Below are 21,361 nucleotides of genomic sequence, written 5' to 3' on the forward strand. Positions count from 1 at the left end.
GTCCCCCGTTCCGTGAAGGAGTCCCGCATGCCCGCACGCCACCCCACCCGCCGCACCGCTCTCCTGGCCGCCGCCAGCATCGGCCTCGGCGCGGCCCTGCCCCTGACCGCCGCCCCGGCCGCCGCCGCGGACCCGCGCCCGTTCGGCCCCCACGGGTCCCCCGACCGGCGGCCCGGCCCCCGTACGCTCTACGTCGACCCGCACGGCCGGGGCGACCACACCACCGTGTCCGACGCCGTCCGCGCCACCGAGGGCGACGGCTGGACGCTGGTGCTCGCCCCGGGGACGTACCGCGAGACGGTGACCGTTCCCGCCGACCGCACCGGACTCACGCTCCTGGGGGCCGCGTCCGACGCCCGGCGTACGGTCGTCGTGTACGACAACGCGGCGGGCACGCCGAGGCCCGACGGGACGCCGTACGGGACGGGGGGTTCGGCCACCGTCCTCGTCCAGGCCGACGGCTTCACCGCCCACCGGGTCACCTTCGCGAACGACTGGCTGCGCGCCGAGCACCCCGACATCACGACGGGCACGCAGGCCGTCGCGATCCGGGTGCTCGGCGACCGCAGCGCCTTCCACCACTGCCGGTTCCTGGGCCATCAGGACACCCTGTACGCCGACACCCGCTCACTCGCCGTCACCGCCCGGCAGTACTACGGCCACTGCCACATCGAGGGCGACGTGGACTTCGTCTTCGGCCGGGCCACCGCCGTCTTCGACCACTGCGTCCTGCGCACCCTGGACCGGGACGTGGACTTCACCCCGTACGGCTTCGTCTTCGCACCCTCGACGGCGAGGGCCACCCCCCTCGGCTACCTCGCCACCCGCTGCCGGGTCGTCAGCGCCGCACCGGACCGGGCCTACAAGCTCGCCCGGCCCTGGGTGCCGAGTTCCGACCCCACCGCCCGGCCCTCCCTGGTGGTGCGGGACACGTGGCTCGGTCCCGGCATCGACGCGGACGTGCCGTACGCCAACATGCGCGACGCCCACCCGTGGCAGGACCAGCGCTTCGCCGAGTACCGGAACAGCGGGCCGGGCGCCCGCGTCCTCGACCCCGCCCAACGGCCGCGGTTGACGGCGGACGAGGCCCGCGCGCACACGCGCGCGGCCTACCTCGGTGACTGGGCGCCCGAGGGCCCGCACGGCGGCCGGTGAGCGGCACACCGCCGAGCCGCACATCCGGCGCGGGGCACGTCAGGGCTTGATGATCAGCTTGCCCCTGGCGTGCCCCGCTTCGCTCAGCTCCTGCGCCTTCGCGGCGTCGGCGAGCGGGAACACCTGGGGCGTGCGGACGACGAGCAGGCCCTCGGCGGCGAGTCGGGCGTGCTCGGCCAGTCCCTTCCGGACGGCCCGGGGCTCCGTGCCGCCCGCCGAGAACACCACCGCGTGGTCCGCGGCGTCCGGGTCGGCGATGGTGACGACGCGCTCGGTGGCGCCGCCCAGCAGCTCGACCGACATCGGCAGGACGCCGTGCCCCGCCGCGTCGAGGACCGCGTCGACGCCCTGCGGGGCGGCCTCCCGTACGCGCTCGGCCAGACCGTCCCCGTACGTGACGGGCACCGCACCGAGCGCGCGCAGGTGGTCGTGGTTGGCCTCGGACGCCGTGCCGACGACCGTGACGCCCGCGGCCACCGCGAGCTGCACCGCGACCGTGCCGACCACGCCGGCCGCGCCGTGCACCAGCAGCGTCTCGCCGGAGGTGACCTTCAGCAGGTCCAGGACCCGTTGGGCGGTCTCGCCCGCCACCGGAAGTGAGGCCGCCCGCTCCCAGGACAGGCCGGCGGGCTTGGCGGCGATGTCACCCGCCAGGGCGTACTCGGCGTACGCACCGGTCGTCGTCCAGCCGAGGACCTCGTCGCCGACGGCGGCGTGGGTGACGCCGTCGCCGACCGCGTCCACGACGCCGGCGAACTCCAGACCCGGCACGGCCGGGAACACCGTCGGGTAGAACGCCTCCATCGCTCCGTTGCGGATCTTGTAGTCGAGCGGGTTGACCCCCGCCGCCAGCACCCTGACCCTGACCTGGCCCGGGCCGGGCTCCGGCTTCTCCGTCCGGCGGTGGCGCAGAACTTCCGGGCCGCCGAACCTCTCGAACACGATCGCTTCCATGACTGACTCGCCGTGCGCTCCCATGGCTGACTCCCTGTCGCTCACGCTGATCGGCTGACGTCCACAGCCTCTGCCGCCGGCCCGCGACGGCGGCCAGGTCTTCCGGACAGTCCGACCTGGCCGAAAGACCAGTCGTGGGCGGCCGGGCCCTGGCTAAGCTGCCGGAATGGAGCTGACACCGACCGGATCCGTGACCTTCCTGCCCGGCGCGGGCGCCCACGCCGGGGCGCGTGCCCTCACGCCCGACGCCACCGTGCAGGCCGCCCTGACCGCCGCCTACGACGTGATCCGGCAGCCGCTGGGCGAGATCCTGCCGCGGCTGTCGGCGGTCCTCGCGGAGCTGATCCCGCACGGGGCGGCGGCCGAACTGTCCACCCACTGCGCGCACTCGCCGTTCAAGGTGTCCGGCGACGCGCCGTTCACCGGGCGGATCGGCGCGGCGGACCTGGAGCCGCTCTTCCTCGCCGGCGTTCCCGGACAGCCCTGGCAGGGGACGGCCCGGATCGCCGGGGCGGAGCGGTCGGTGGTCGCCGTGACGACCGACGCGACACCGAGGGGCGCGCTCCTCGTGCTCGTACGCGACGACGACGCTCCCCCGGCCGACCCACACGCGCTCGCGCTGACGCAGGCCCTCTGGTCGCTCGTGACCAGCCACTTCGACCGGTTGGCGACGGAGGCGACGCCCGGCGCGCTGGCCCGCTCACGCGCCGCCGCCGACGCCAGGGCCCGGACGATCGCGGAACTCGGCGAGACGCACTCGGCGGCGCTGACGGGGCTGCTGGGCGTACTGCGCAGCCGTCGCCTGGACGACGCGGCGGCGCGGGCGACGGCCACCGAACTGGCCGTGTCCGCGCTCATGGAGCTGCGGGCCGAGGCGGACCGGGACCGGGCCGTTGCCGAGGAGCGGGTCGACGAGGCTTTCGGACGGCTTTCGGACGCCCTGCGCGCGCTGTTGCGCCACAGCTGCGTCCGGCTGGAACTGGCGGCCCCGGACTCCGTCCGCAGGGTGGCCGCCGACGTGGCGCACGCGGCGCGGGCGATCGTGCGCGCGGTGGTGCTGACCGTGCTGGAGCAGGAGACGACGAGCCGCGTGCGGGTGGGGTGGCAGATCACCGATCAGGAGCTGCGGGCGACCGTACGGGACGACGGGCCGGGCACGCTGTCCACTTGCGACCTCGGTACCGCACGCGTCGGTGACCGGCTGAAGGTGCTCGGCGGGCGGCTGGAGGTGGACGCGGTGCCCGGCTGGGGCACCACGGTCACGGCGGTCGTCCCGCTGACGACGCCCGACGCGCCCCCTTCCGCCGATCCGCTGCGCTCGCTGGGGACGCGTGAACTGGAGGTGCTGGCGCGGCTCGCGCTCGGGCACCGCAACCGGACGATCGCGCGGGAACTGCACATCAGCGAGTCGACGGTGAAGTTCCACGTGGCGAAGATCCTGACCAAGCTGGGGGTCGCCTCGCGGGGCGAGGCGGCGGCCCTGTTCCACGCGGCGGCGTGAACACGCCCGTGCCGCCCCGGCCCGCGAGGGCAGGACGGGGCGGCACGGGGGTGCCGGTCGGTCAGCGTCCGAGCAGCCGCTTGATCTTCTTGCCCTTGGCCGACTCGTCGAGCGTCTTCCACAGCTTGGCGGACCCGGTGTAGGCGTACACGCCGGGAGCACCCTGCTCGGCGCACCCGTCGCCGTACGACACGATGCCGATCTGGTAGACGCCCTGACGGCCGGGCAGCTTGCGGAACAGCGGACCGCCGCTGTCGCCCTGGCAGGAGTCCTTGCCCTCGACTCCGGCGCAGACGTTGACCCGCTTGTCGTAGCCGGCGTAGGTGGCCTTGCACTCGATGTGCGAGAGCACGGGCACGTTCACCGCACGCAGCCGGTCGGGGAACGCCGGGATCTCGGTGTTGGTGTTGCCCCAGCCGGCGACCGTGGCCGAGGCGCCCGGCCGGATCAGGGCGTCGGTGCCGAGGGTCGGCAGGAGCACCGGAGCCGTGCCCCTGACCGGCTTGTCGAGCACCAGGAACGCCATGTCGTACGCCTCCTGGCCCTTGGCGTACCGGGGGTGGACGACGATGTCGGTGACGTTCCGCAGGGAGCCCTGCCGCTTCTTCGACAGCACGGTGCGCCCGACGGTGACCTCGATGGTTCTGGCCGCAGTGCCTTCGACGCAGTGCGCGGCGGTCAGCACCACGTTGCCGGCCAGCAGGCTGCCGCCGCAGAACTGCCGGTCCACGGCGCTGCCGCGGCCCTTCTCCAGCAGCGCGCTCATGAACGGGTACGCACCGTCCCGCTTCTCGGCGCCACCGATGATGTAGGCGCTGGGCCGGTCGTCCTTCGCCACCGGGGACGGCGCCGCCTGAGCGGTGGTCGCGCCGGATATCAAAAGGGCGAGTGCGGCGCCCGCCGCCGCACCGGCGACGGCCGTCCGCCCCGAATGGCGGCGGATGAATGGAATGCGCATGGGGGGTTTTCTCCGATTCGGTGAAATGACACCACGGCGGGGCGCAGGCCGAAATTGAGTCGACGACTCGTCAAGAAGCCTGCTGCTACCGGGAGTTATGACGCCGGCTCACATTAGGAGCCCCGGTATGGGCACGTCAAAAGAATGACGTCCGCGATTTTGTTGACGATGCGTCCGCTCTCCTTCTGTCCGCGCTTCCCGCTCCACTCAGACGGAGAAAAGGCGGAGGGGGTTCACTCACGACACCGAAATTTTTCTCCCGCCTCTGTCCCTCACCCGCTGTTCCGGGATTAGATGTGGCTTCCGGACGGCTCACCCGGCGGCCATCGCCCCCGCGGTGCGCCGCTCGCCCGGCGTATGCGGGAGGTGTAGAAAGAGGTCATGGCCGGACGCAACGGCCGCCCGCGCTCGGTTTTGCGGATGCGAACTGTCGCTGGTCAGGTCTTCCTTCTGCAGGTGGCGATCGTCGTCCTGCTCGTCGCCAGCGCCATGGCGGTACTGGTGCTCCAGTCCCGGTCCGCCAGCGAACGCGAGGCCCGCAACCGCTCGATCGCCGTGGCCGAGACCTTCGCCCAGGCGCCGGGTCTCGAAGAGGCCCTGGCCGGTCCCGACCCGACGGCGGAGCTCCAGGAACCGGCCGAGGCGGCCCGGGAGCGCTCCGGGGTCGATTTCATCGTCGTACTGAACCGCGAGGGCATCCGCTATACCCACCCGCTGCCCGACCGGATCGGCAAGAAGTTCGTGGGCGATCTCGGCCCGGCGCTGGAAGGCCGGGTCGTCACCGAGAAGATCACCGGGACGATCGGCCCGCTCGTACAGGCGCAGGTGCCGGTCACCGCCCGTGACGGCTCGGTCGTCGGCGTCGTCTCCGCCGGGATCACCGTCGAGAAGGTCAGCGGCGTCGTCGAGGAGCAGATTCCGCTGCTGTTCGGGGCCGCAGCCGCCGTGCTGCTCCTGGCCACGGGCGGGACGGCGCTGGTGAGCAGGCGGTTGCGCCGCCAGACCCGTGGCCTCGGCCCCGCCGAGATGACCCGGATGTACGAGCATCACGACGCGGTCCTGCACGCCGTACGGGAGGGCGTCCTCATCGTCGGGGGCGACGGCCGGCTGATGCTCGCCAACGACGAGGCGCGCCGGCTGCTCAACCTGCCGAACGAGGTGGAGGGAGTGCACGTCAGCGAGCTGGGGCTCGATCCGCAGACCGCCGGGCTGCTGGCCTCCGGCCGCAACGTCACCGACGAGGTCCACCCCGTCGGCGACCGCCTGCTCGCCGTCAACCAGCGGACCACGGACCGGCACGGCGGCCCGGCGGGCAGCGTGGCGACGCTGCGGGACACCACCGAACTCCAGGCGCTCTCGGGCAGGGCCGACGTGGCGCGGGAGCGCCTGAAACTGCTGTACGACGCCGGAACGGAGATCGGCACGACCCTCGACGTCGTGCGCACCTGCGAAGAGCTCACGGAGTTCGCGGCGGCCCGCTTCTCCGACTACGCCACGGTCGACCTGGTGGAGGCCGTGCTGCGCAGCGAGGAGCCGACCGCCACGGGCAGCGGCCCGGGCGTGGACCTGCGCCGGGTGGCGTTCCACGGCCTGAACCGGCACACGTCGCTCTATCCCCTCGGCAAGACGATCCGCTTCGTTCCCTCCTCGCCGATGGGGTTCAGTCTGGGCAAGGGCGAGGCGGTCCTCCAGCCGCGTCTGGGCAACTACGCCGGATGGGAGGAGCAGGACCCGGAAAGGGCACGCCAACTCGTCGAGCACGGCATCCACTCGATGATCGCGGTTCCGCTGCGCGCCCGCGGCGTCATCCTGGGCCTGGCGATCTTCTGGCGCTCCGAGAAGCCCGAGCCGTTCGAGGAGGAGGACCTCTCCGTCGCCGAGGAGCTGGTCGCCCGCGCCGCGGTGAGCGTGGACAACGCCCGGCGCTACACGCGCGAGCACACGATGGCGGTGACCCTGCAGCGCAGTCTGCTGCCCCGCGGCCTGCCGGAGCAGAGCGCCGTCGACGTCGCCTACCGCTACCTGCCCGCCCAGGCGGGGCTCGGTGGGCTCGGCGGCGTCGGCGGGGACTGGTTCGACATCATTCCGCTGCCCGGCGCCCGGGTCGCGCTCGTGGTGGGCGACGTCGTGGGCCACGGGCTGCACGCCGCCGCCACCATGGGGCGGCTGCGCACGGCGGTGCACAACTTCTCCACCCTGGACCTGCCCCCCGACGAGCTCCTGTGGCACCTCGACGAACTGGTCGCCCGCATCGACCAGGACGAGACGGGCGACGGCACGGACGCGGGGGTCACCGGCGCCACCTGTCTGTACGCGATCTACGATCCGGTGACCGGCCGCTGCACCATGGCGCGGGCCGGTCACCTCCAGCCGGCCGTCGTCCGTCCGGACGGCACGGCGTACTTCGCCGACGTGCCCGGCGGCCCGCCACTGGGCCTGGGCGGCCTGCCCTTCGAGACGTTCGACGTACAGCTGCCGGAGAACAGCCGGCTGGTGCTGTACACGGACGGACTCGTCGAGGACCGGGAGCGGGACATCGACGAGGGAATGGCGGTCCTGCTCCGCACGCTGGGCGACCACGCCGGCCGCACGCCGGAGGAGACCTGCGAGGAGGTGCTCGGCGCGCTGCTGCCCGTACGGCAGCGCGACGACATCGCCCTGCTCGTCAGCAGCACCCGGGTACTGGACTCCAGCCGGGTGGCGACGTGGGAGGTGCCCAGCGACCCGTCGGCGGTGGCCGGGGTACGGGCCGCCGTAACGGCCACACTGGCCGCGTGGGGCCTGGCGGAGGAGGCGTTCACCACCGAGCTGATCCTCAGTGAGCTGGTCACCAACGCCATCCGCTACGCCGCGGGTCCGATCGGCGTACGGCTGATCCGCGACCGCAGTCTGATCTGCGAGGTGTCGGACCGCAGCAGCACCTCCCCCCATTTGCGCCAGGCGGCGAACACGGACGAGGGCGGGCGCGGGCTCTTCCTCGTCGCGCAGTTCGCCGACCGCTGGGGAACCCGGTACACCGGGGACGGCAAGGTCATCTGGACGGAGCAGCCGCTGCCGGACGGCGGGGCGCCGCCGAGCCCGCTGTGAGGGGCCGACGGATCTCGCCCGTAAGGAAGTCGACGGCCGTCAGGTACCAGGCGTCGATCCCGGGCCCGTTCGGCTGCTTCTCGTAGAAGTAGAGCAGTCCGTTGGCGGTGGAGAGCCTGGGTGCGGTGGACGGGGACCGTCCGTCGCTCTCCCAGACGGTCTCGCAGCCGCTGCCGTCAACCGCCCCGCCGTCCGCCCCCAACACCCGCACTTGGGGGCGGTCCGGGGCGGTGCGGTTGGGGGGGCGGCGCCCGGCGGTCAGGGCCTGAGGTCGCCGACCACGTCCGCGGTGGCGGCGATCCCGTTCTGGATGGTCGGGCCCATGCTCGTACCGGCGAGGAAGAAGCCGAGCAGGGCGCAGACCAGCGCGTGCGAGACCTTCAGTCCTCCGTTGCGCAGGAAGATCACCGCGAGAATCAGCAGGAGCAGCACCAACGAGATCGAAATGGCCATGGTCAACCTCCTCCGCCGCGCGCGAATTGCGGCATTCGGCCGTCAGTCTGGCGCAGCGGAGGGGCCGTCCGGGCGGAAGACGTGTCCGCCGTACGGGTGTTGACTGTTGGTGACGGCGGTTACGCGTCGTGCGTACGGAGGAACCGCGCGAGGCCCGCGAGGTCGTCGGTGTTGATGTGGTCGACGTCCGCGGCCAGCAGCTCGGTCCAGAGGGCGTCCCGCGCCGGTCCCGGCAGGTCGGGCGTCGCCCAGAAACGGACGCGCTGCTCACGCCGGTGCGCGGCGGACACGACCGCGCGCAGCTTCGCCCGCTGCGCGTCGGGGAACGGTCCGGAGCCCTGCCAGGTGAAGCTGTGCGACCAGTTGCCGCTGATCAGCGGGATGAGGCCGGCGGAGGCCGGGCCGCCGAGGTCGTCGAGGCGCCCGTCGTAGAAGGCGTGGCGCACCCGCTGGGCCTCCAGCGGGACGCGGGCCGCGCGGTCGCCGGAGACGACCGCGGTCACCGCGCCGGGACGGACGCGGCCGTGTGCGTACGTGGTCAGCATCCGGCGGTGGCGGCGCAGTTGGCGATGCAGTTCGAGGTAGGCGGCGGCGCCGTCGTTCTTGATGTCGACGAGGAGCTGCACGGGGCGGCGGTGTCCCCGGTACACGCTGCCGTGGTTGGCCCGCACGCGGGCGGCGAGCGGCGCCAGGTACAGCGATTCGAGCGTGCGGGAGGGATCGAGCTCCACCGGATCGTGGGCGACGAGGAGTTGCCCGTCGACGAGGAAGACGTCGGCCTCGACGCTCGTGAAGCCGTGGGAGAGGGCGTCGTGCAGGGGACGCTCGTGGTGGTAGTCGTTGTGCGCGTGCGCGCGCCGCAGCGGTCTCGGGCCGGGCTTGTGCTCGGCGGCCCGGGCGTACGCGGGAGCGGCGACGGCTCCCGCCAGAGCGGCGGCGAGGGTGGTGACGACTGCGCGACGGGTGGGCGCGGCGACGGCCATGGTGCCTCCGGAGACGTACGGGGCGTTCGCGACTCCGGCGAGTATCCGCTCGGCTCCGCCCTGATGGGCAGGGCCACGACAAGAGTTCCGCCACCTGTCGCCGCAGGTTCAGAACGCTGTCGCGGCGTCAGGCCGGTGCGGCGGCGCGGGCAGTTCGGGGGCGGCAGGCCGGTTCGGCGGCGAGGGCAGTTCGGGGCGACGGCAGCTCGGGGGCGGCAGGCAGGGGATCAGGCCGCCGCGACGTCCTCCCAGCGGAGCGTACGGTCGCACCAGCGCTCCAGCAGGACACGGTCGTGGCCGACGGCCAGCAGGCCCGCGCCGCTTTCACGCCGGTACCGCTCGACGACCGCGACCAGGAAGGCCGTCGTCGAGGCGTCGAGCATCGCCGTCATCTCGTCGCACACCAGCCAGCGGGGGCGCAGCACCAGGGCGCGGGCCAGGCAGGCGCGTTGCAGCTGGCCGTCGCTCACCTCGTGCGGGCGGCGGCCCAGCAGGTCGTCGCCGAGTCCCACGGTCCGGGACAGCGCGTCCACCGCGGCGGCCGCCTCGCCGCGCCTTCCGGTGGCGCGCAGCGGCTCGGCGATCAGGTCGCGCAGGCTCAGGCGGGGGTCGGCGGACAGGCGGGGCTGCTGGAACACCACGCCGATCGCCGTGCGCTGTGCGCGCGGGGCGCGGTGGCGCCATCCCGTGACGCGGTGGCCGTCGAGGGTGACGGTTCCGGCGTCGGGGCGGTGCAGCAGGGCGGCGACCCTGGCGAGGGTCGACTTGCCGCAACCGCTCGGCCCGAGCAGGCCGACCGCTTCCCCGGGGGCGACGGTCAGGTGCGCGCCCCGGACCACGGGGGCCCCGCGCTCGTATCCGGCGGTGATCGCGTCGAGTTCAAGCACGGGAACGCTCCTCGGCCGGCGGGTGGTGGCAGGCGACGCCGTCCGTGAGGACCGGCCGAACGGCGCAGGCGTCGGTGGCGTACGCACAGCGGGCCTCGAAGGCGCACCCCTCGGGCAGGTCGCCCAGCTCGGGCGGCATGCCGGGGACGGGCGTGAAGGCGCGCTCGGGAAGGGCGTCCAGCAGACCCCGGGCGTACGGGTGACGGGGGCCGGGGTCCGAGAAGAACCCGGCGGCGTCTGCGAGTTCGACGATCCGTCCCGCGTACATCACCGCGACGCGGTCCGCGACGCGTTCGGCCGCCGCGAGGTCGTGGGTGATCATCAGCAGGGCGTGCCCCTCGTCGACGTGCCGGCGCAGTTCGTCGACGGTGCGGTCGACGAGGTCGCGGTCGAGGCCGGTGGTCGGCTCGTCCGCGAGCAGCAGGGGCGCGTCGCCGACGAGGGCGAGGGCGGTCGCGGCGCGCTGCGCGAGCCCGCCGGACAGCTCGTGGGGGTAGCGGTCGAGGTGGTCCGCGGGGAACGCGGCCCGTTCGGCCGCCGCGCGGGCCGCCGCGCGCATCTCACGCTTCGGCGTGCCGGTCAGTTCGCGCAGCGCCTCCGCGAGCTGTGCTCCGACGGTCCGTACGGGGGTGAGGTGCGCGGCGGGGCTCTGCGGCACGAGTCCGAGGCGCCGTCCGCGCACGGTGCGCGCCAGGGTGCGCTCGTCGGCGGTGAGCAGATCGACGTCGCCGAGGAGCGCGGAGCCCGCGGTCATGGCGTTGCCCGGGAGCAGCCCGAGGAGAGCGGAGGCGAGTACGGACTTGCCGCAGCCGCTCTCGCCGACCAGGGCGAGGCACTCCCCCGCCGCCAGGTCGAAATCGGCGCCGGTGACGGCCGCGATGTGCCGCCCGCCCCGCATTCGGAAGCGTACGGACAGGCCCCGTACCGACAGCAGGGGCGTCCCGGACGCGCCTTCGCGCGCGACCGAGGAGGCGTCGTGTGCGGGAGCGGAGGCGTGCCCGGGAACGGTCGTGGAAGGCACGCGGGGCCGCGCGGCGGCCGGCTCGCCCTGCTCGGGCGTGACGCCCTCGGGGCCCTCCTGCGGCGTTCTCACGGCCTCCTGGCTCGTCGTCACAGCGTTCTGGGGCGTCGTCACAGCATCAGCTCCGATCGGCGGCGCGGGTTGATCCGCTCCCGCCACGCGCCCGCGAGGCCCGCGATGGCCAGCGTGGGGACGATCAGGAGGAGACCGGGGAAGAGAGTGGGCCACCAGTCGCCGGCGAGCAGCGAACCGCGCGCCGACTGGACCAGGTTGCCCAGGCTCGCCTGGTGCGTCGGCAGGCCGAGACCCAGGAACGAGAGCGCCGACTCGTGCCACATCGCGTGCGGGACCATCAGGACGGCGGCGAGCCCGGCCTGCGGCAGGACCCCCGGCAGCAGGTGCCGTACGGCGACCCGCCACCGGGAGGCGCCGCCGGAGACCGCCGCGTCGATGTACGGGCGCGAGCGCAGGGACAGCACCTCGGAGCGCACGATGCGGGCCGTGGAGAGCCAGTGGGTCAGAGCCACCGACACGATGACCGGCCCCACGCCCGGCCGGAACATCGCCACGACGAAGATGCCGAGCAGCAGGTGCGGGACGGACGAGAAGGTGTCGACGAGCCGCATCACCACCCGGTCCGTCCAGCCGCCGAACGCCGCCGCGGCGGCTCCGACCGCCGTACCGATGACGGTGGCGGCGAGCGCTGCCACGAGCCCGACGAGGAGGGAGACGCGCAGCCCGTACACGCAGCGCAGCAGCAGGTCGCGGCCGACGTCGTCCGTCCCGAAGGGGTGTGCCCAGGACGGCGGCCGCAGCCTCGCCGACAGGTCGACGGCCTGCTGGTCGAGGTCGGCCAGCGGCGGTACGACGAGGACGGCGAGCAGCACGGCCGCCACGACGACGGCGGACGTACGGACGCGGACCGTGCGTGTCGAGCGGCGGGTGCGGCCGTGCGAGCGCCAGGTGCCCGTAGCGGTTTCAGCCATCGAAGCCCACTCTCGGGTCGGCGAGTCCGTACAGCACGTCGGACAGGAGATTGCCCGCCAGGACCGCCGCCGTGGCGAGGACGGTGAGCGCCGCGAGCAGGGGGAAGTCCACGGACGTCGCCGCCTGTACGGTCGCCGCCGCGATGCCGGGCCAGCTGAACACCGTCTCGACGAGCAGGGCGCCGGTGATGAGTTCGGGCACGCGTGAGCCGACGAGAGTGAGCGTCGGCAGCATCCCGGAGCGCAGGGCGTGCCCGAGGAGCACGGTGCGTTCGCTCAGTCCCCGCGCGCGGGCGCCGCGCACGGGGTCCTCCTCCAGCGCGTCGGCGACGCCCTGGCGCACGTAGAGGAAGAACCAGGGAAGCTGCGAGACGCCGAGAACGGCGGCGGGCAGCACCAGATGCTCGGCGACCTGCCCGAACGTCACCACGTCACTGCCGGTGTCCGTCAGACCGCCCGCGGGCAGGACGTCCAGCCGCAGCGCGAAGAACCACATGGCGAGCAGGCCGAGCCAGAAGGCGGGGGCCGCTTCCAGGGTGTACGCCGCCGAGCCGACCGCCCGGTCCAGCCAGCCGCCCTGCCTGCGCGCGGCCAGCACGCCCAGCGACGTACCGAGGGCGATGGCCACGAGGAACGCGGTGCCGGCCAGCAGCACGGACCAGCCGAGGCGTTCGGCGACGACGTCGGTGACGGGCCGGCGCATCACGCTGGAGTCGCCGAGGTCCCCGGCGACGGCCGAGGTCAGCCAGTTCCACCAGCGTTCGACGAGCGGCTGGTCGACGCCGAGGTTGGCCCGCAGCTGGTCGAGGTTCTCCTGCGAGGCGGTGAGGCCCGCGGTGCCCGCGTACGCCTTGACGGGGTCGAAGGGGGAGGCGGCGGCGACGGCGAACACGCCGAAGGTCACCGCCAGCAGGACGGGGGCGGCGAACAGGAGCCGCCGCCCCGCCATCCTCGCCATCGGCCCCCAGGGGAGCTTGTGGCCCGGGTGCGTCACTTCTTCGGGGTCCAGTCCTCGACGTTCCACCACGGCCCGGAGGCCAGGCCGTGGTCGTGCGGCTCGGTCTGCGTCGTCAGGCCGGACCACTTGTCGTCGACGACGTACAGGTGGTCGATGTGGGTCAGGAAGGTGTATCCGGGGTTCTTCACGAGTTCGCGCTGGACGGTGTCGTACGCGGCCCTGCGGTCGGCCGTCCCGCCGCTCTCGCGGCCCTTCTTGAGCGCCTTGTCGACGGCGGGGTTGTCGTACCACGCCATGTTGTTGAAGGCGTCGCCCGCGAGGGAGGACCGGAGCAGCGTGTACTGGTCGAAGTCGGGGTCCCCGGGCGCGCCGCCGCCCGCGAGCACCGCGTCGTGCTTCATGCGCGGCATGATGACCTCCCAGGTGCCGGCCTGGGTCCTGACGTCGATGCCGGCCTTCTTCGCGTCGGACGCGTAGGCGAGGGCGTGGTCCTGGCGGAGCTTGTCGCCGGAGAGGTACCAGAGCGGGAACCGCGCGCGTACGCCGTCCTTGACGCGGATGCCGTCGGCGCCGGGCTTCCAGCCGGCCTCGTCGAGAATCTTCTTCGCCCGGGCGAGGTCGTGCGTGCGCTCGGTGCCCTTGGCGAACCAGGGGCTGTCGGTCGGCACGGGCCCGTAGGCCGGCTTGCCCGCGCCCTCCAGGATCCTGTCGACCATGGCGCGGCGGTCGACGGCGACGTCGAGTGCCCGCCGTACCGCCGTGTCGCCCGCGACCTTGTTGTGCGTCGGCAGGGTGACCGTGCGGTAGTCGAAGGACCGGGCGGCGTACGTCGTCCTGCCGTCGTCGTCCTTGAAGGTGTTGGCGAGGTTGGGCGGCAGGATGGCGCCGTCGAGGTCGCCGGCGCGCAGCCGCGTGGCGCGCACGTCGTCGTCCTTGATGATCGCCATGGTGAACTTCTTCACCTTCGGCTCGCCGCCCCAGTAGTGCGGGTTGGCCCTGAAGCTGAGCTTCTCGCCCTGGGACCAGCCGGTGAGGACGTACGGCCCGGTGCCGACCGGCTTCGTCGTGAAGGAGCCGCTGTTGACGTCCTGCCGGCCGGCGACGTGCTCGGGAGCGATCGGCAGGACGGTGCGCTGGGCGAACGGCGCGTACGGGTACTTCAGCGTGAAGACGACCTTGTGGTCGCCGTCCGCCCTGACCTCCCTGATCGCGTCCAGCTCCGTCTTGGAGGCGTTGTTGGTCTTCTTGTCGAGGATGGTCCGGTAGGTGAAGACCACGTCCTTGGACGTGAAGGGCCTGCCGTCGCTGAACCGCACGCCCTGGCGCAGCGTGTACGTGTACGTCCGGCCGTCGTCGGAGACCTCGGGCAGCTCGGCTGCGAGGGCCGGCCGGAGCTCCATGTCCTCGTCGAAGGTGAGGAGCCCGTCGAAGATCTTGGAGTTGCCGTCCTTGCCGTACCCGAGGAGCGGGCTGAGCGTCTCCGGTTCGTACGCGATGCCGACGACGGCGGAGTCCCCGGCGCCGGATCCGGCCGCGCTCCCGCCCGGCTTCGAGCAGGCCGCCGCGCTGATGGCCAGTGTTCCGGCCAGCGTCGCGGCGGCCGCCCCACGTATGGATCGGGACAGCATGCCTCGCCACACCCCTAATAAAGATCAACAGTTATTGCGAACAGCTCGCAATTAAACCGTATGTAGAGGGGTGCTTGATCCACTGCCCCTTACCGGGGCGCCGGCAGGCCGACGAGTTCCGCCACCGCGTCCGTGTGCGCGCCCGGCGCGCCCAGCGCGACGGAGTCGGCCTTGGCGCGCTTGAGGTACAGGTGCGCGGGGTGTTCCCAGGTCATCCCGATGCCGCCGTGCAACTGCACGCACTCCTCGGCCGCGTGCACCGCGACCCTGGAGCAGTACGCCTGCGCGACCGCCACCGCGAGGGGCGCGTCCGGGCTGCTGGTGGCCAGGGCGTCGGCGGCGTTGCGGGCGGCGGCCCGCGCGGAGACGACTTCCAGCCACAGCTGCGCCATGCGGTGCTTGAGCGCCTGGAAGGACCCGACCGGGCGGTTGAACTGTTTGCGGTCGCGGGTGTACCGGACGGTCTCCTCCAGGCACCACTCGGCGAGCCCCAGCTGCTCGGAGGCCAGCAGCCCGGCGCCCGCGAGCAGCCCGCGCCGCACGGGAGCCCCGGCCGACGCGGCGAGCCTGCGGCCCCGCGCTCCTTCGAGGGTGACGGTGGCCAGCGGCCGGGTCAGGTCGAGCGGCGTCAGCGACTCGACGGCGACGCCGGGCGCCCCCGCCTCCACCGCGTACAGCCCGTCGTCGGCCGGTACGAGCAGCACCCCGGCGGCGGCCGCGTCCGCGACAGCCGTGACGCGGCCGCTGAGCGTGCCGTCCTCCGCCGTTGCCACGCGCGGCGGTTCAGCGCCGGGCGCGGCGGACAGCGGGACGGCGAGCACCACGACGGTACGGCCGCCCGCGAGGGCCCCGAGCAGTTCGGCGACGGCGGTCTCGGCGGCGCTGTCGGCACTGTCGGTGTTGTCGGCGGTGCCGGCGCAGCCCAGCAGCGTCTCGGCGGCGACGACCGCTCCCGTGAGGTACGGGGTCGGGGCGACGCTGCGCCCCAGTTCCTCGAGCACCACCGCCGCCTCACGGTGCGTGGCGCCCTGGCCGCCGAGCTTCTCCGGCACGAGGAGCCCCGCCAGCCCCATGTCGGTGGCGAGCGCGGACCACAGCCGGGGGTCGTACGGCGTGTCCGACTCCGCGCGGGTGAGGACGGCCGCGGCGTCGCAGCGGTCGGCGAGGAGGGAGCGCACGGCCGCGCGGAGGTCGTCCTCGGCCTCGGAGTAGAGCAGGTCAGTCATCGGGCCAGGTCCTTCCAGGCGATGTCCTTGTCGCTGCGCGGCTCGGACGGCAGGCCGAGTACGCGTTCCGCGACGATGTTGAGCAGCACCTCGCTCGTACCGCCCTCGATGCTGTTGCCCTTGGAGCGCAGATAGCGGTAGCCGGCGTCGCGGCCGGTGAAGTCGACGTGTTCGGGACGGCGCATGGTCCAGTCGTCGTACAGCAGCCCCTCGTCGCCGCGCAGCTCCACCTCCAGGCCGCTGATCTCCTGGTTGAGGCGGGCGAAGGCGAGCTTCATGCCCGAGCCCTCCGGTCCCGGCTGGCCGACGGCGAGCTGCTGGCGCAGCCGCTCCCCGGCGAGGCGGGCGACCTCGGCCTCGACCCACAGGTCGAGCAGGCGCCGGTGCAGGTCGTGGGTGCGCAGTTCGGGGCGTTCGCGCCAGGTCTTCGCGACGGGGCCGATCATGCCGCCCTCGCGGGGGATGCGGGAACCGCCGATCGAGACGCGCTCGTTCATGAGCGTGGTCTGCGCGACCTTCCAGCCCTCGCCGACGGGCCCGAGGCGCCGGCTGTCGGGGATGCGCACGCCGGTGAGGAAGACCTCGTTGAACTCGGCCTCGCCGGTGATCTGGCGCAGCGGCCTGACCTCCACCCCGGGGTCGGTCATGTCGCACACGAAATACGTGATGCCCTGGTGCTTGGGCAGGTCGGGGTCCGTACGGGCGATGAGGATCGCCCAGCGGGCCACGTGGGCGCTGGAGGTCCACACCTTCTGGCCTTCGACGACCCAGTCGTCGCCGTCGCGCACCGCGCGGGTGCCGAGGGCCGCGAGGTCGGAGCCGGCGCCGGGCTCGCTGAACAGCTGGCACCACACCTCCTCGCCCACCCACAGGGGCCGCAGGAGGCTCCGCTTCTGCTCCTCCGTGCCGAAGCGCAGGATCGTCGGCGCGGCCATGCCGAGGCCGATGCCGATGCGCCGCGGGTCGTTGTCGGGCGCGCCGGCCGCCGCCAGCTCGGCGTCCACTACGGCCTGGAGGGAGCGGGGCGCCCCGAGGCCGCCGAGTCCCTCGGGGTAGTGCACCCAGGCGAGTCCGGCGTCGAAGCGCGCCTTCAGGAAGTCCGTGCGGTCCGTGGTGGCCGGCGGATGGGCCGCCAGCAACTCCTGGGTCAGAGCGCGCACTTCGGTCGCGTCCGTCATCGGGCCACCCCCTCGGGTACGACGACCACACGGCCGGTGGTCGTGCCGTCGGCGACGCGCTGCACGGCGTCCGCCGCGTCCTTCATGGCCACGCGCTCGCTGACCAGCGGCTTGACGGCGCCCTCGGCGGCCAGCCTGGTCAGCTCCTCGTGGCAGGCGAGGATCGCGGCCGGGTCCTTGGTGTTGTAGAGGCCCCAGTGGAGGCCGAGGATCGCGTAGTTCTTCACCAGGGCGTGGTTGAGCGCCGGGGCGGGGATCTCGCCGCCTGCGAAGCCCACCACCACGATGCGGCCCTCGAAGGCGACGCACTTGGCCGACTTCGCGTACGCGTCGCCGCCGACCGGGTCGTAGACGACGTCCGCGCCCCGCCCGCCGGTGGCCTCCTTGACCTTGGCGACGATGTCCTCGGTGCGCCGGTCGATCACCAGGTCGCAGCCCAGGTCCCGGGCGACCCGGGCCTTGTCCGGTCCGCCCACCACGCCGATGACGGTGGCGCCGGCCGCCTTGCCGAGCTGTACGGCGGCGCTGCCGACGCCGCCGGCCGCCGCGTGCACCAGCAGGGTCTCCCCGGCCCGGATGCGCGCCCGGCGGTGCAGGCCGAACCAGCCCGTCTGGTAGCCGATGTGCAGGGCCGCCGCCTCGGCGTCGTCCAGCGACTCGGGAGCGGGCAGCACGGCCGCCGCGTCCACGACGACGTACTCCGCGAGACCGCCGTGCGGCAGCGCCGGGTTGGCGATCACCCGGCGGCCGTCCTCCGTCTCGCCGCAGATCTCCACGCCCGGGGTGAAGGGCAGCGGCGGACGCACCTGGTACTGGCCGCGGCAGAGCAGGGCGTCCGGGAAGTTGATGTTCGCGGCGCGCACCCTCAGCTGGAGCTGCCCCTCGCCCGGTGTGGGCCTCTCGACCTCGTCGAGCCGCATCACCTCGCCGGGCTCGCCGTTCTCGTGCACTCGCCATGCCTGCATCCGAGACCCTCCACAACACCGTAGGCAGTACCACGCTGGCCGCATACTAAGCGGTCGCTTGCCTCCATGGGAACAGTCCCGGCCCGATCGGCCCGACCTGCACCGGTCCGGCCGGCCGTGCGGCGCCGCCCGATCAGCCGGTCTTCGGCCTCGCCCTCACGTGCATCCGCTCCCCCTGCGGCCCGAAGAGGCTCAGGAACTCCGCGGGCGCGTCCCCCACCGGCCCGAACCAGTGCGGCACCCGCGTGTCGAACTCCACCGCCTCACCGGCCCCGATCTCCAGGTCGTGCGGGCCCAGCACCACCCGCAGCCTGCCCGACAGGACGTACAGCCACTCGTACCCCTCGTGCGTCCGGGGCTCGGGTTCCTCACCGGTCCGCCGCGAGATGACCTTGTACGCCTGGAGGCCGCCGGGCTGGCGGGTCAGCGGAAAGTACGTCTGCCTGCCCCGTTCGAACGGCTTCGTCCGCACCCGCGGGTCTCCGACCGGCGGCGCGCCGACCAGTTCGTCGAGCGGCACCTGGTGGGCGCGGGCGATCGGCAGCAGCAGTTCGAGGCTGGGCCTGCGGCCCCCGGACTCCAGCCGGGAAAGGGTGCTCACCGAGATGCCGGTCGCCTCGGAGAGGGCCGCGAGCGTGGCCCCGCGCTCTTTACGCAGTCTGCGCAGGCGCGGGCCCACCTCGTTCAGTACGCCGTCGAGATTCCGCTCTTCGTCGTTGGGATCCATGGGGCCATTGCAGGATCGGCAACGGCACTTGTCAATCGCGAGGGCCGTCAGGCCGGCACCTCGTTGCCGGCCGCCGCCGGTCCGACGAGCTCCTCCAGTACGTCCTCCATGGTGACGAAGCCGATCACCGTGCCCTTGCCGCCGGTGACGGCGGCCAGGTGGGTGCCCGCGGCGCGCATGGCGGTCATGGTGTCGTCGAGCGGCGTGTCGATCTCCACACGGATCACCGGGTGCAGCGCGGCGCGCGGGAACGGCCGGGTGCGCTCGACGACGCCGAGGGCGTCCTTGATGTGCAGGTAGCCCAGCACCTCGTCGCCCGGACCGGTGACCGGCAGCCGGGAGTATCCCCAGGTCCCGGCCGCCCGCTCCAACTGCTGCGGAGTGGTGGTGTGCGGGACGGTGACGATCCTGCTCAGCGGCACCATCACCTCGCCCACGGGCCTGTTGCCCAGCTCCAGGGCGTCGCGCAGCCGCTCCCCGTCGGCCGGGGCCAGCAGGCCGGCCTCGCTGGAGTCCTTGACCAGACGGGCCAGCTCGTCGTCGGTGTAGACGGACGTGACCTCGTTCTTGGGTTCGACGCCGAGCATCCGCAGCAGCAGGTTGGCGAAGGCGTTGATGCCGAAGACGACCGGCCGCAGGGCGCGGGTCAGGGCCACCAGGGCCGGAGCCAGCGCCAGGGCGGTCGGCGCCGGAGCGGCGAGCGCGATGTTCTTGGGCACCATCTCGCCGACCAGCATGTGCAGGTACGTCGCCAGCGTCAGCGCGATCACGAACGCGATCGGGTGGATCAGCGCCTCGGGGACGCCGACGGCCTGGAACGGCGGCTCCAGCAGGTGGGCGATGGCCGGCTCGGCGACCGCGCCCAGCACGAGCGAGGAGATCGTGATGCCCAGCTGGGCGGTGGCCATCACGGCCGAGAGGTGTTCGAGCCCCCACAGCGTGCTCTTGGCCCGGCGGCTGCCCCGCAGGGCCTCCGGCTCGATCTGGCTGCGCCGTACGGAGATGAGGGCGAACTCCGCGCCGACGAAGAACGCGTTGGTGAGGAGGGTGAGCGCGCCCAGGGCGAGCTGGAAGGCGGTCATCGGACTTCCTCGGCGATCTTCGCGGCGGGTGCGGGCGTCCGTACGGACTCGTCCGCCGGCTCCGGGGCGGGCCCGGTGATGCGGACGCGGTCGGCCCGGTGGTGCTCCACGTCCAGGACGGCGATCTTCCAGTCGTCCACGTCGAGCCGGTCGGCGGGCGCCGGGATGCGCTCCAGGCGCGTCGCGATGAGCCCGGCGAGCGTTTCGTAGGGTCCGTCGGGGGCGGTGAAGCCGATCTCCTGGAGCTGGTCCAGGCGTACGCTGCCGTCCGCCTCCCACACCGCGCGGCCCTCGGCCGACGGGGCGCCGGGCTCCAGGCCGGGACGCTCGTGCGGGTCGTGTTCGTCGCGCACCTCGCCGACGACCTCCTCGACGACGTCCTCGACCGTGGCGACGCCGGCGGTGCCGCCGTACTCGTCGATGACGACGGCCATGGTGCGACTGCGCCGAAGCTGCGCGAGCATCCGGTCCACCGGGAGCGAGTCCGGCACCAGCAGCGGCTCGGTGGCGAGCTCGGTGACCGGGGTACGGGCGCGCTTCGTCTCGTCGAGGGCGAGCACGTCCCGGATGTGCACGGTGCCGATCACCTCGTCCAACGTCTCGCGGTAGACGGGGAACCGGGAAAGGCCGGTGGCGAGCGTCAGGTTGGCGGCGTCGGCCGCGGTGGCGCGCGCCTCCAGGGCCTGGACGTCGACGCGCGGCGTCATGACGTTCTCGGCGGTCAGCTCGCTCAGGTGCAGGGTGCGGACGAACAGCTCGGCGGAGTCGTGCTCGATCGCGCCCTCGCGCGCGGAGTGCCGCGCCAGGGCGACCAGCTCCTGCGGCGTACGGGCGGACGCCAGTTCCTCGGCGGGTTCCAGGCCGAAGCGGCGCACCATGCGGTTGGCGGTGTTGTTGAGGTGGTGGATCAGGGGACCGAAGGCGGCGGTGAACGCGCGCTGCGGACCGGCCACGACCTTGGCGACGGCCAGCGGGCTGGCGATCGCCCAGTTCTTCGGGACCAGCTCGCCGACCACCATGAGCACCACGGTGGACAGGGCGACGCCGAGGAGCGTCGCGACGGTGGACACGGCCCCCGAGGGCAGCCCGGCCGCCTCCAGGGGGCCGCGCAGGAGCACGGCCAGGGACGGCTCGGCGAGCATGCCGATGACCAGTGAGGTCACGGTGATGCCCAGCTGGGCGCCAGAGAGCTGGAACGTGAGGCGCTTGGCGGCCTTCAGGGCGCTCGCCGCGCCCCGCTCACCGGCCTGCGCGGCCCGCTCCAGCTCGCCGCGCTCGGCCGTGGTCAGCGAGAACTCGGCCGCGACGAACAACGCGCAGGCCAGAGTCAGTGCGAGTGCGAGGAGCAGGAGGAGTACTTCGGTCACCGTGCCACCTCCGTCCCGGTGTGCGACAGGACGGACATGGCACGGCTCGTACTGGGAGGCTCACCCATTGCGGGACTGCGGCTCCTTCTTGGTTCAGGTGTCGGGGCGGGGCGGAAAACCCTGCCCACCCATAGTAAAGGGGGCGCAAAGCGGTGCCGGGTGACGGTGATCACAGACCCGGGCGCGGGCGTGGCGCGGCCCCCCCCCCGCAACGCCCCCCGCCGGCGCCCCCCCCACGACACCAG

The 21,361-nt window shown here is 73.3% G+C and carries 18 protein-coding genes and 1 pseudogene; 3 read left to right on the forward strand and 16 right to left on the reverse strand.

The window, feature by feature from the left end:
• The first annotated feature begins 27 nt into the window (after nucleotides 1-27).
• Nucleotides 28-1,155: a pectinesterase family protein gene (locus tag ACWGH0_RS29695; RefSeq protein WP_453407348.1), complete on the forward strand. Its 1,128-nt coding sequence runs from the start codon at nucleotides 28-30 to the stop codon at nucleotides 1,153-1,155.
• A gap of 39 nt (nucleotides 1,156-1,194) precedes the next feature.
• On the opposite strand, the gene ACWGH0_RS29700 is transcribed toward ACWGH0_RS29695, so the two are convergent.
• Complete coding sequence (locus ACWGH0_RS29700; protein ID WP_453407362.1) at nucleotides 1,195-2,109, reverse strand: NADP-dependent oxidoreductase; 915 nt, start codon at nucleotides 2,107-2,109, stop codon at nucleotides 1,195-1,197.
• Between the two features lie 166 nt (nucleotides 2,110-2,275).
• On the opposite strand from ACWGH0_RS29700, the gene ACWGH0_RS29705 reads away from it, so the two are divergent.
• A complete protein-coding gene (locus ACWGH0_RS29705) occupies nucleotides 2,276-3,610 on the forward strand; it encodes a LuxR C-terminal-related transcriptional regulator (protein ID WP_453407349.1) in 1,335 nt (444 codons plus the stop codon).
• A gap of 61 nt (nucleotides 3,611-3,671) precedes the next feature.
• Here the strand turns inward: ACWGH0_RS29705 and ACWGH0_RS29710 are convergent, their stop codons facing one another.
• A complete protein-coding gene (locus ACWGH0_RS29710) occupies nucleotides 3,672-4,568 on the reverse strand; it encodes a S1 family peptidase (RefSeq protein ID WP_453407350.1) in 897 nt (298 codons plus the stop codon).
• Between the two features lie 381 nt (nucleotides 4,569-4,949).
• On the opposite strand from ACWGH0_RS29710, the gene ACWGH0_RS29715 reads away from it, so the two are divergent.
• Entirely contained in the window at nucleotides 4,950-7,655 is a 2,706-nt protein-coding gene (locus ACWGH0_RS29715; RefSeq protein WP_453407351.1) for a SpoIIE family protein phosphatase, read from the forward strand.
• Here the strand turns inward: ACWGH0_RS29715 and ACWGH0_RS29720 are convergent.
• The 14 genes and pseudogenes from ACWGH0_RS29720 to ACWGH0_RS29785 form a co-directional block, all read right to left on the reverse strand.
• Nucleotides 7,636-7,833 (reverse strand): annotated as a pseudogene (locus ACWGH0_RS29720) (hypothetical protein); the annotation flags it as partial. The gene ACWGH0_RS29715 and the pseudogene ACWGH0_RS29720 overlap by 20 nt on opposite strands.
• 80 nt (nucleotides 7,834-7,913) lie before the next feature.
• Nucleotides 7,914-8,108, reverse strand: a complete 195-nt coding sequence (locus ACWGH0_RS29725; RefSeq protein WP_355252712.1) for a hypothetical protein — start codon at nucleotides 8,106-8,108, stop codon at nucleotides 7,914-7,916.
• A 119-nt stretch (nucleotides 8,109-8,227) separates the two neighbouring features.
• On the reverse strand, nucleotides 8,228-9,091 hold the full coding sequence (locus ACWGH0_RS29730) for a phosphatidylinositol-specific phospholipase C/glycerophosphodiester phosphodiesterase family protein (RefSeq protein ID WP_453407352.1): 864 nt from the start codon (nucleotides 9,089-9,091) through the stop codon (nucleotides 8,228-8,230).
• A gap of 227 nt (nucleotides 9,092-9,318) precedes the next feature.
• Nucleotides 9,319-9,978 (reverse strand): ABC transporter ATP-binding protein, encoded by a 660-nt coding sequence (locus ACWGH0_RS29735; RefSeq protein ID WP_453407353.1) that lies wholly within the window; start codon nucleotides 9,976-9,978, stop codon nucleotides 9,319-9,321.
• Nucleotides 9,971-10,876 (reverse strand): ABC transporter ATP-binding protein, encoded by a 906-nt coding sequence (locus tag ACWGH0_RS29740; RefSeq protein ID WP_453407363.1) that lies wholly within the window; start codon nucleotides 10,874-10,876, stop codon nucleotides 9,971-9,973. The genes ACWGH0_RS29735 and ACWGH0_RS29740 overlap by 8 nt, the downstream gene beginning before the upstream one ends.
• Before the next feature lie 233 nt (nucleotides 10,877-11,109).
• Entirely contained in the window at nucleotides 11,110-11,985 is an 876-nt protein-coding gene (locus ACWGH0_RS29745; protein ID WP_453407354.1) for an ABC transporter permease, read from the reverse strand.
• Nucleotides 11,978-12,943, reverse strand: coding sequence for an ABC transporter permease (locus ACWGH0_RS29750; protein WP_453407364.1), 966 nt, complete (start codon nucleotides 12,941-12,943; stop codon nucleotides 11,978-11,980). Before ACWGH0_RS29750 ends, ACWGH0_RS29745 begins: the two co-directional genes overlap by 8 nt.
• Nucleotides 12,944-12,975: 32 nt before the next feature.
• Nucleotides 12,976-14,571 carry an ABC transporter substrate-binding protein gene (locus ACWGH0_RS29755; RefSeq protein ID WP_453407355.1) on the reverse strand — a complete coding sequence of 532 codons (1,596 nt, stop codon included), beginning with the start codon at nucleotides 14,569-14,571 and terminating at the stop codon, nucleotides 12,976-12,978.
• 89 nt (nucleotides 14,572-14,660) lie between these two features.
• Entirely contained in the window at nucleotides 14,661-15,797 is a 1,137-nt protein-coding gene (locus tag ACWGH0_RS29760; protein WP_453407356.1) for an acyl-CoA dehydrogenase family protein, read from the reverse strand.
• Nucleotides 15,794-16,975: an acyl-CoA dehydrogenase family protein gene (locus ACWGH0_RS29765; protein ID WP_453407357.1), complete on the reverse strand. Its 1,182-nt coding sequence runs from the start codon at nucleotides 16,973-16,975 to the stop codon at nucleotides 15,794-15,796. The genes ACWGH0_RS29760 and ACWGH0_RS29765 overlap by 4 nt, the downstream gene beginning before the upstream one ends.
• Entirely contained in the window at nucleotides 16,972-17,940 is a 969-nt protein-coding gene (locus ACWGH0_RS29770; RefSeq protein ID WP_453407358.1) for an NADPH:quinone oxidoreductase family protein, read from the reverse strand. Before ACWGH0_RS29770 ends, ACWGH0_RS29765 begins: the two co-directional genes overlap by 4 nt.
• A gap of 133 nt (nucleotides 17,941-18,073) precedes the next feature.
• Entirely contained in the window at nucleotides 18,074-18,667 is a 594-nt protein-coding gene (locus tag ACWGH0_RS29775) for a helix-turn-helix domain-containing protein (RefSeq protein ID WP_453407359.1), read from the reverse strand.
• 47 nt (nucleotides 18,668-18,714) lie between these two features.
• Nucleotides 18,715-19,749: a hemolysin family protein gene (locus ACWGH0_RS29780; RefSeq protein ID WP_453407360.1), complete on the reverse strand. Its 1,035-nt coding sequence runs from the start codon at nucleotides 19,747-19,749 to the stop codon at nucleotides 18,715-18,717.
• Entirely contained in the window at nucleotides 19,746-21,116 is a 1,371-nt protein-coding gene (locus ACWGH0_RS29785) for a hemolysin family protein (RefSeq protein ID WP_453407361.1), read from the reverse strand. The genes ACWGH0_RS29780 and ACWGH0_RS29785 overlap by 4 nt, the downstream gene beginning before the upstream one ends.
• Nucleotides 21,117-21,361: the final 245 nt, after the last annotated feature.

It is taken from the genome of Streptomyces sp. NPDC054887, assembly GCF_053610585.1.

Coding starts and splice junctions, on each gene's coding strand:
- ACWGH0_RS29755 (WP_453407355.1), bottom strand. CDS start 14,571: ATGCTGTCCCGATCCATACGTGGGGCGGCCGCCGCGACGCTGGCCGGA.
- ACWGH0_RS29740 (WP_453407363.1), bottom strand. CDS start 10,876: ATGCGGGGCGGGCGGCACATCGCGGCCGTCACCGGCGCCGATTTCGAC.
- ACWGH0_RS29775 (WP_453407359.1), bottom strand. CDS start 18,667: ATGGATCCCAACGACGAAGAGCGGAATCTCGACGGCGTACTGAACGAG.
- ACWGH0_RS29760 (WP_453407356.1), bottom strand. CDS start 15,797: ATGACTGACCTGCTCTACTCCGAGGCCGAGGACGACCTCCGCGCGGCC.
- ACWGH0_RS29730 (WP_453407352.1), bottom strand. CDS start 9,091: ATGGCCGTCGCCGCGCCCACCCGTCGCGCAGTCGTCACCACCCTCGCC.
- ACWGH0_RS29705 (WP_453407349.1), top strand. CDS start 2,276: ATGGAGCTGACACCGACCGGATCCGTGACCTTCCTGCCCGGCGCGGGC.
- ACWGH0_RS29715 (WP_453407351.1), top strand. CDS start 4,950: ATGGCCGGACGCAACGGCCGCCCGCGCTCGGTTTTGCGGATGCGAACT.
- ACWGH0_RS29745 (WP_453407354.1), bottom strand. CDS start 11,985: ATGGCTGAAACCGCTACGGGCACCTGGCGCTCGCACGGCCGCACCCGC.
- ACWGH0_RS29765 (WP_453407357.1), bottom strand. CDS start 16,975: ATGACGGACGCGACCGAAGTGCGCGCTCTGACCCAGGAGTTGCTGGCG.
- ACWGH0_RS29725 (WP_355252712.1), bottom strand. CDS start 8,108: ATGGCCATTTCGATCTCGTTGGTGCTGCTCCTGCTGATTCTCGCGGTG.
- ACWGH0_RS29695 (WP_453407348.1), top strand. CDS start 28: ATGCCCGCACGCCACCCCACCCGCCGCACCGCTCTCCTGGCCGCCGCC.
- ACWGH0_RS29700 (WP_453407362.1), bottom strand. CDS start 2,109: ATGGAAGCGATCGTGTTCGAGAGGTTCGGCGGCCCGGAAGTTCTGCGC.
- ACWGH0_RS29770 (WP_453407358.1), bottom strand. CDS start 17,940: ATGCAGGCATGGCGAGTGCACGAGAACGGCGAGCCCGGCGAGGTGATG.
- ACWGH0_RS29710 (WP_453407350.1), bottom strand. CDS start 4,568: ATGCGCATTCCATTCATCCGCCGCCATTCGGGGCGGACGGCCGTCGCC.
- ACWGH0_RS29750 (WP_453407364.1), bottom strand. CDS start 12,943: ATGGCGAGGATGGCGGGGCGGCGGCTCCTGTTCGCCGCCCCCGTCCTG.
- ACWGH0_RS29780 (WP_453407360.1), bottom strand. CDS start 19,749: ATGACCGCCTTCCAGCTCGCCCTGGGCGCGCTCACCCTCCTCACCAAC.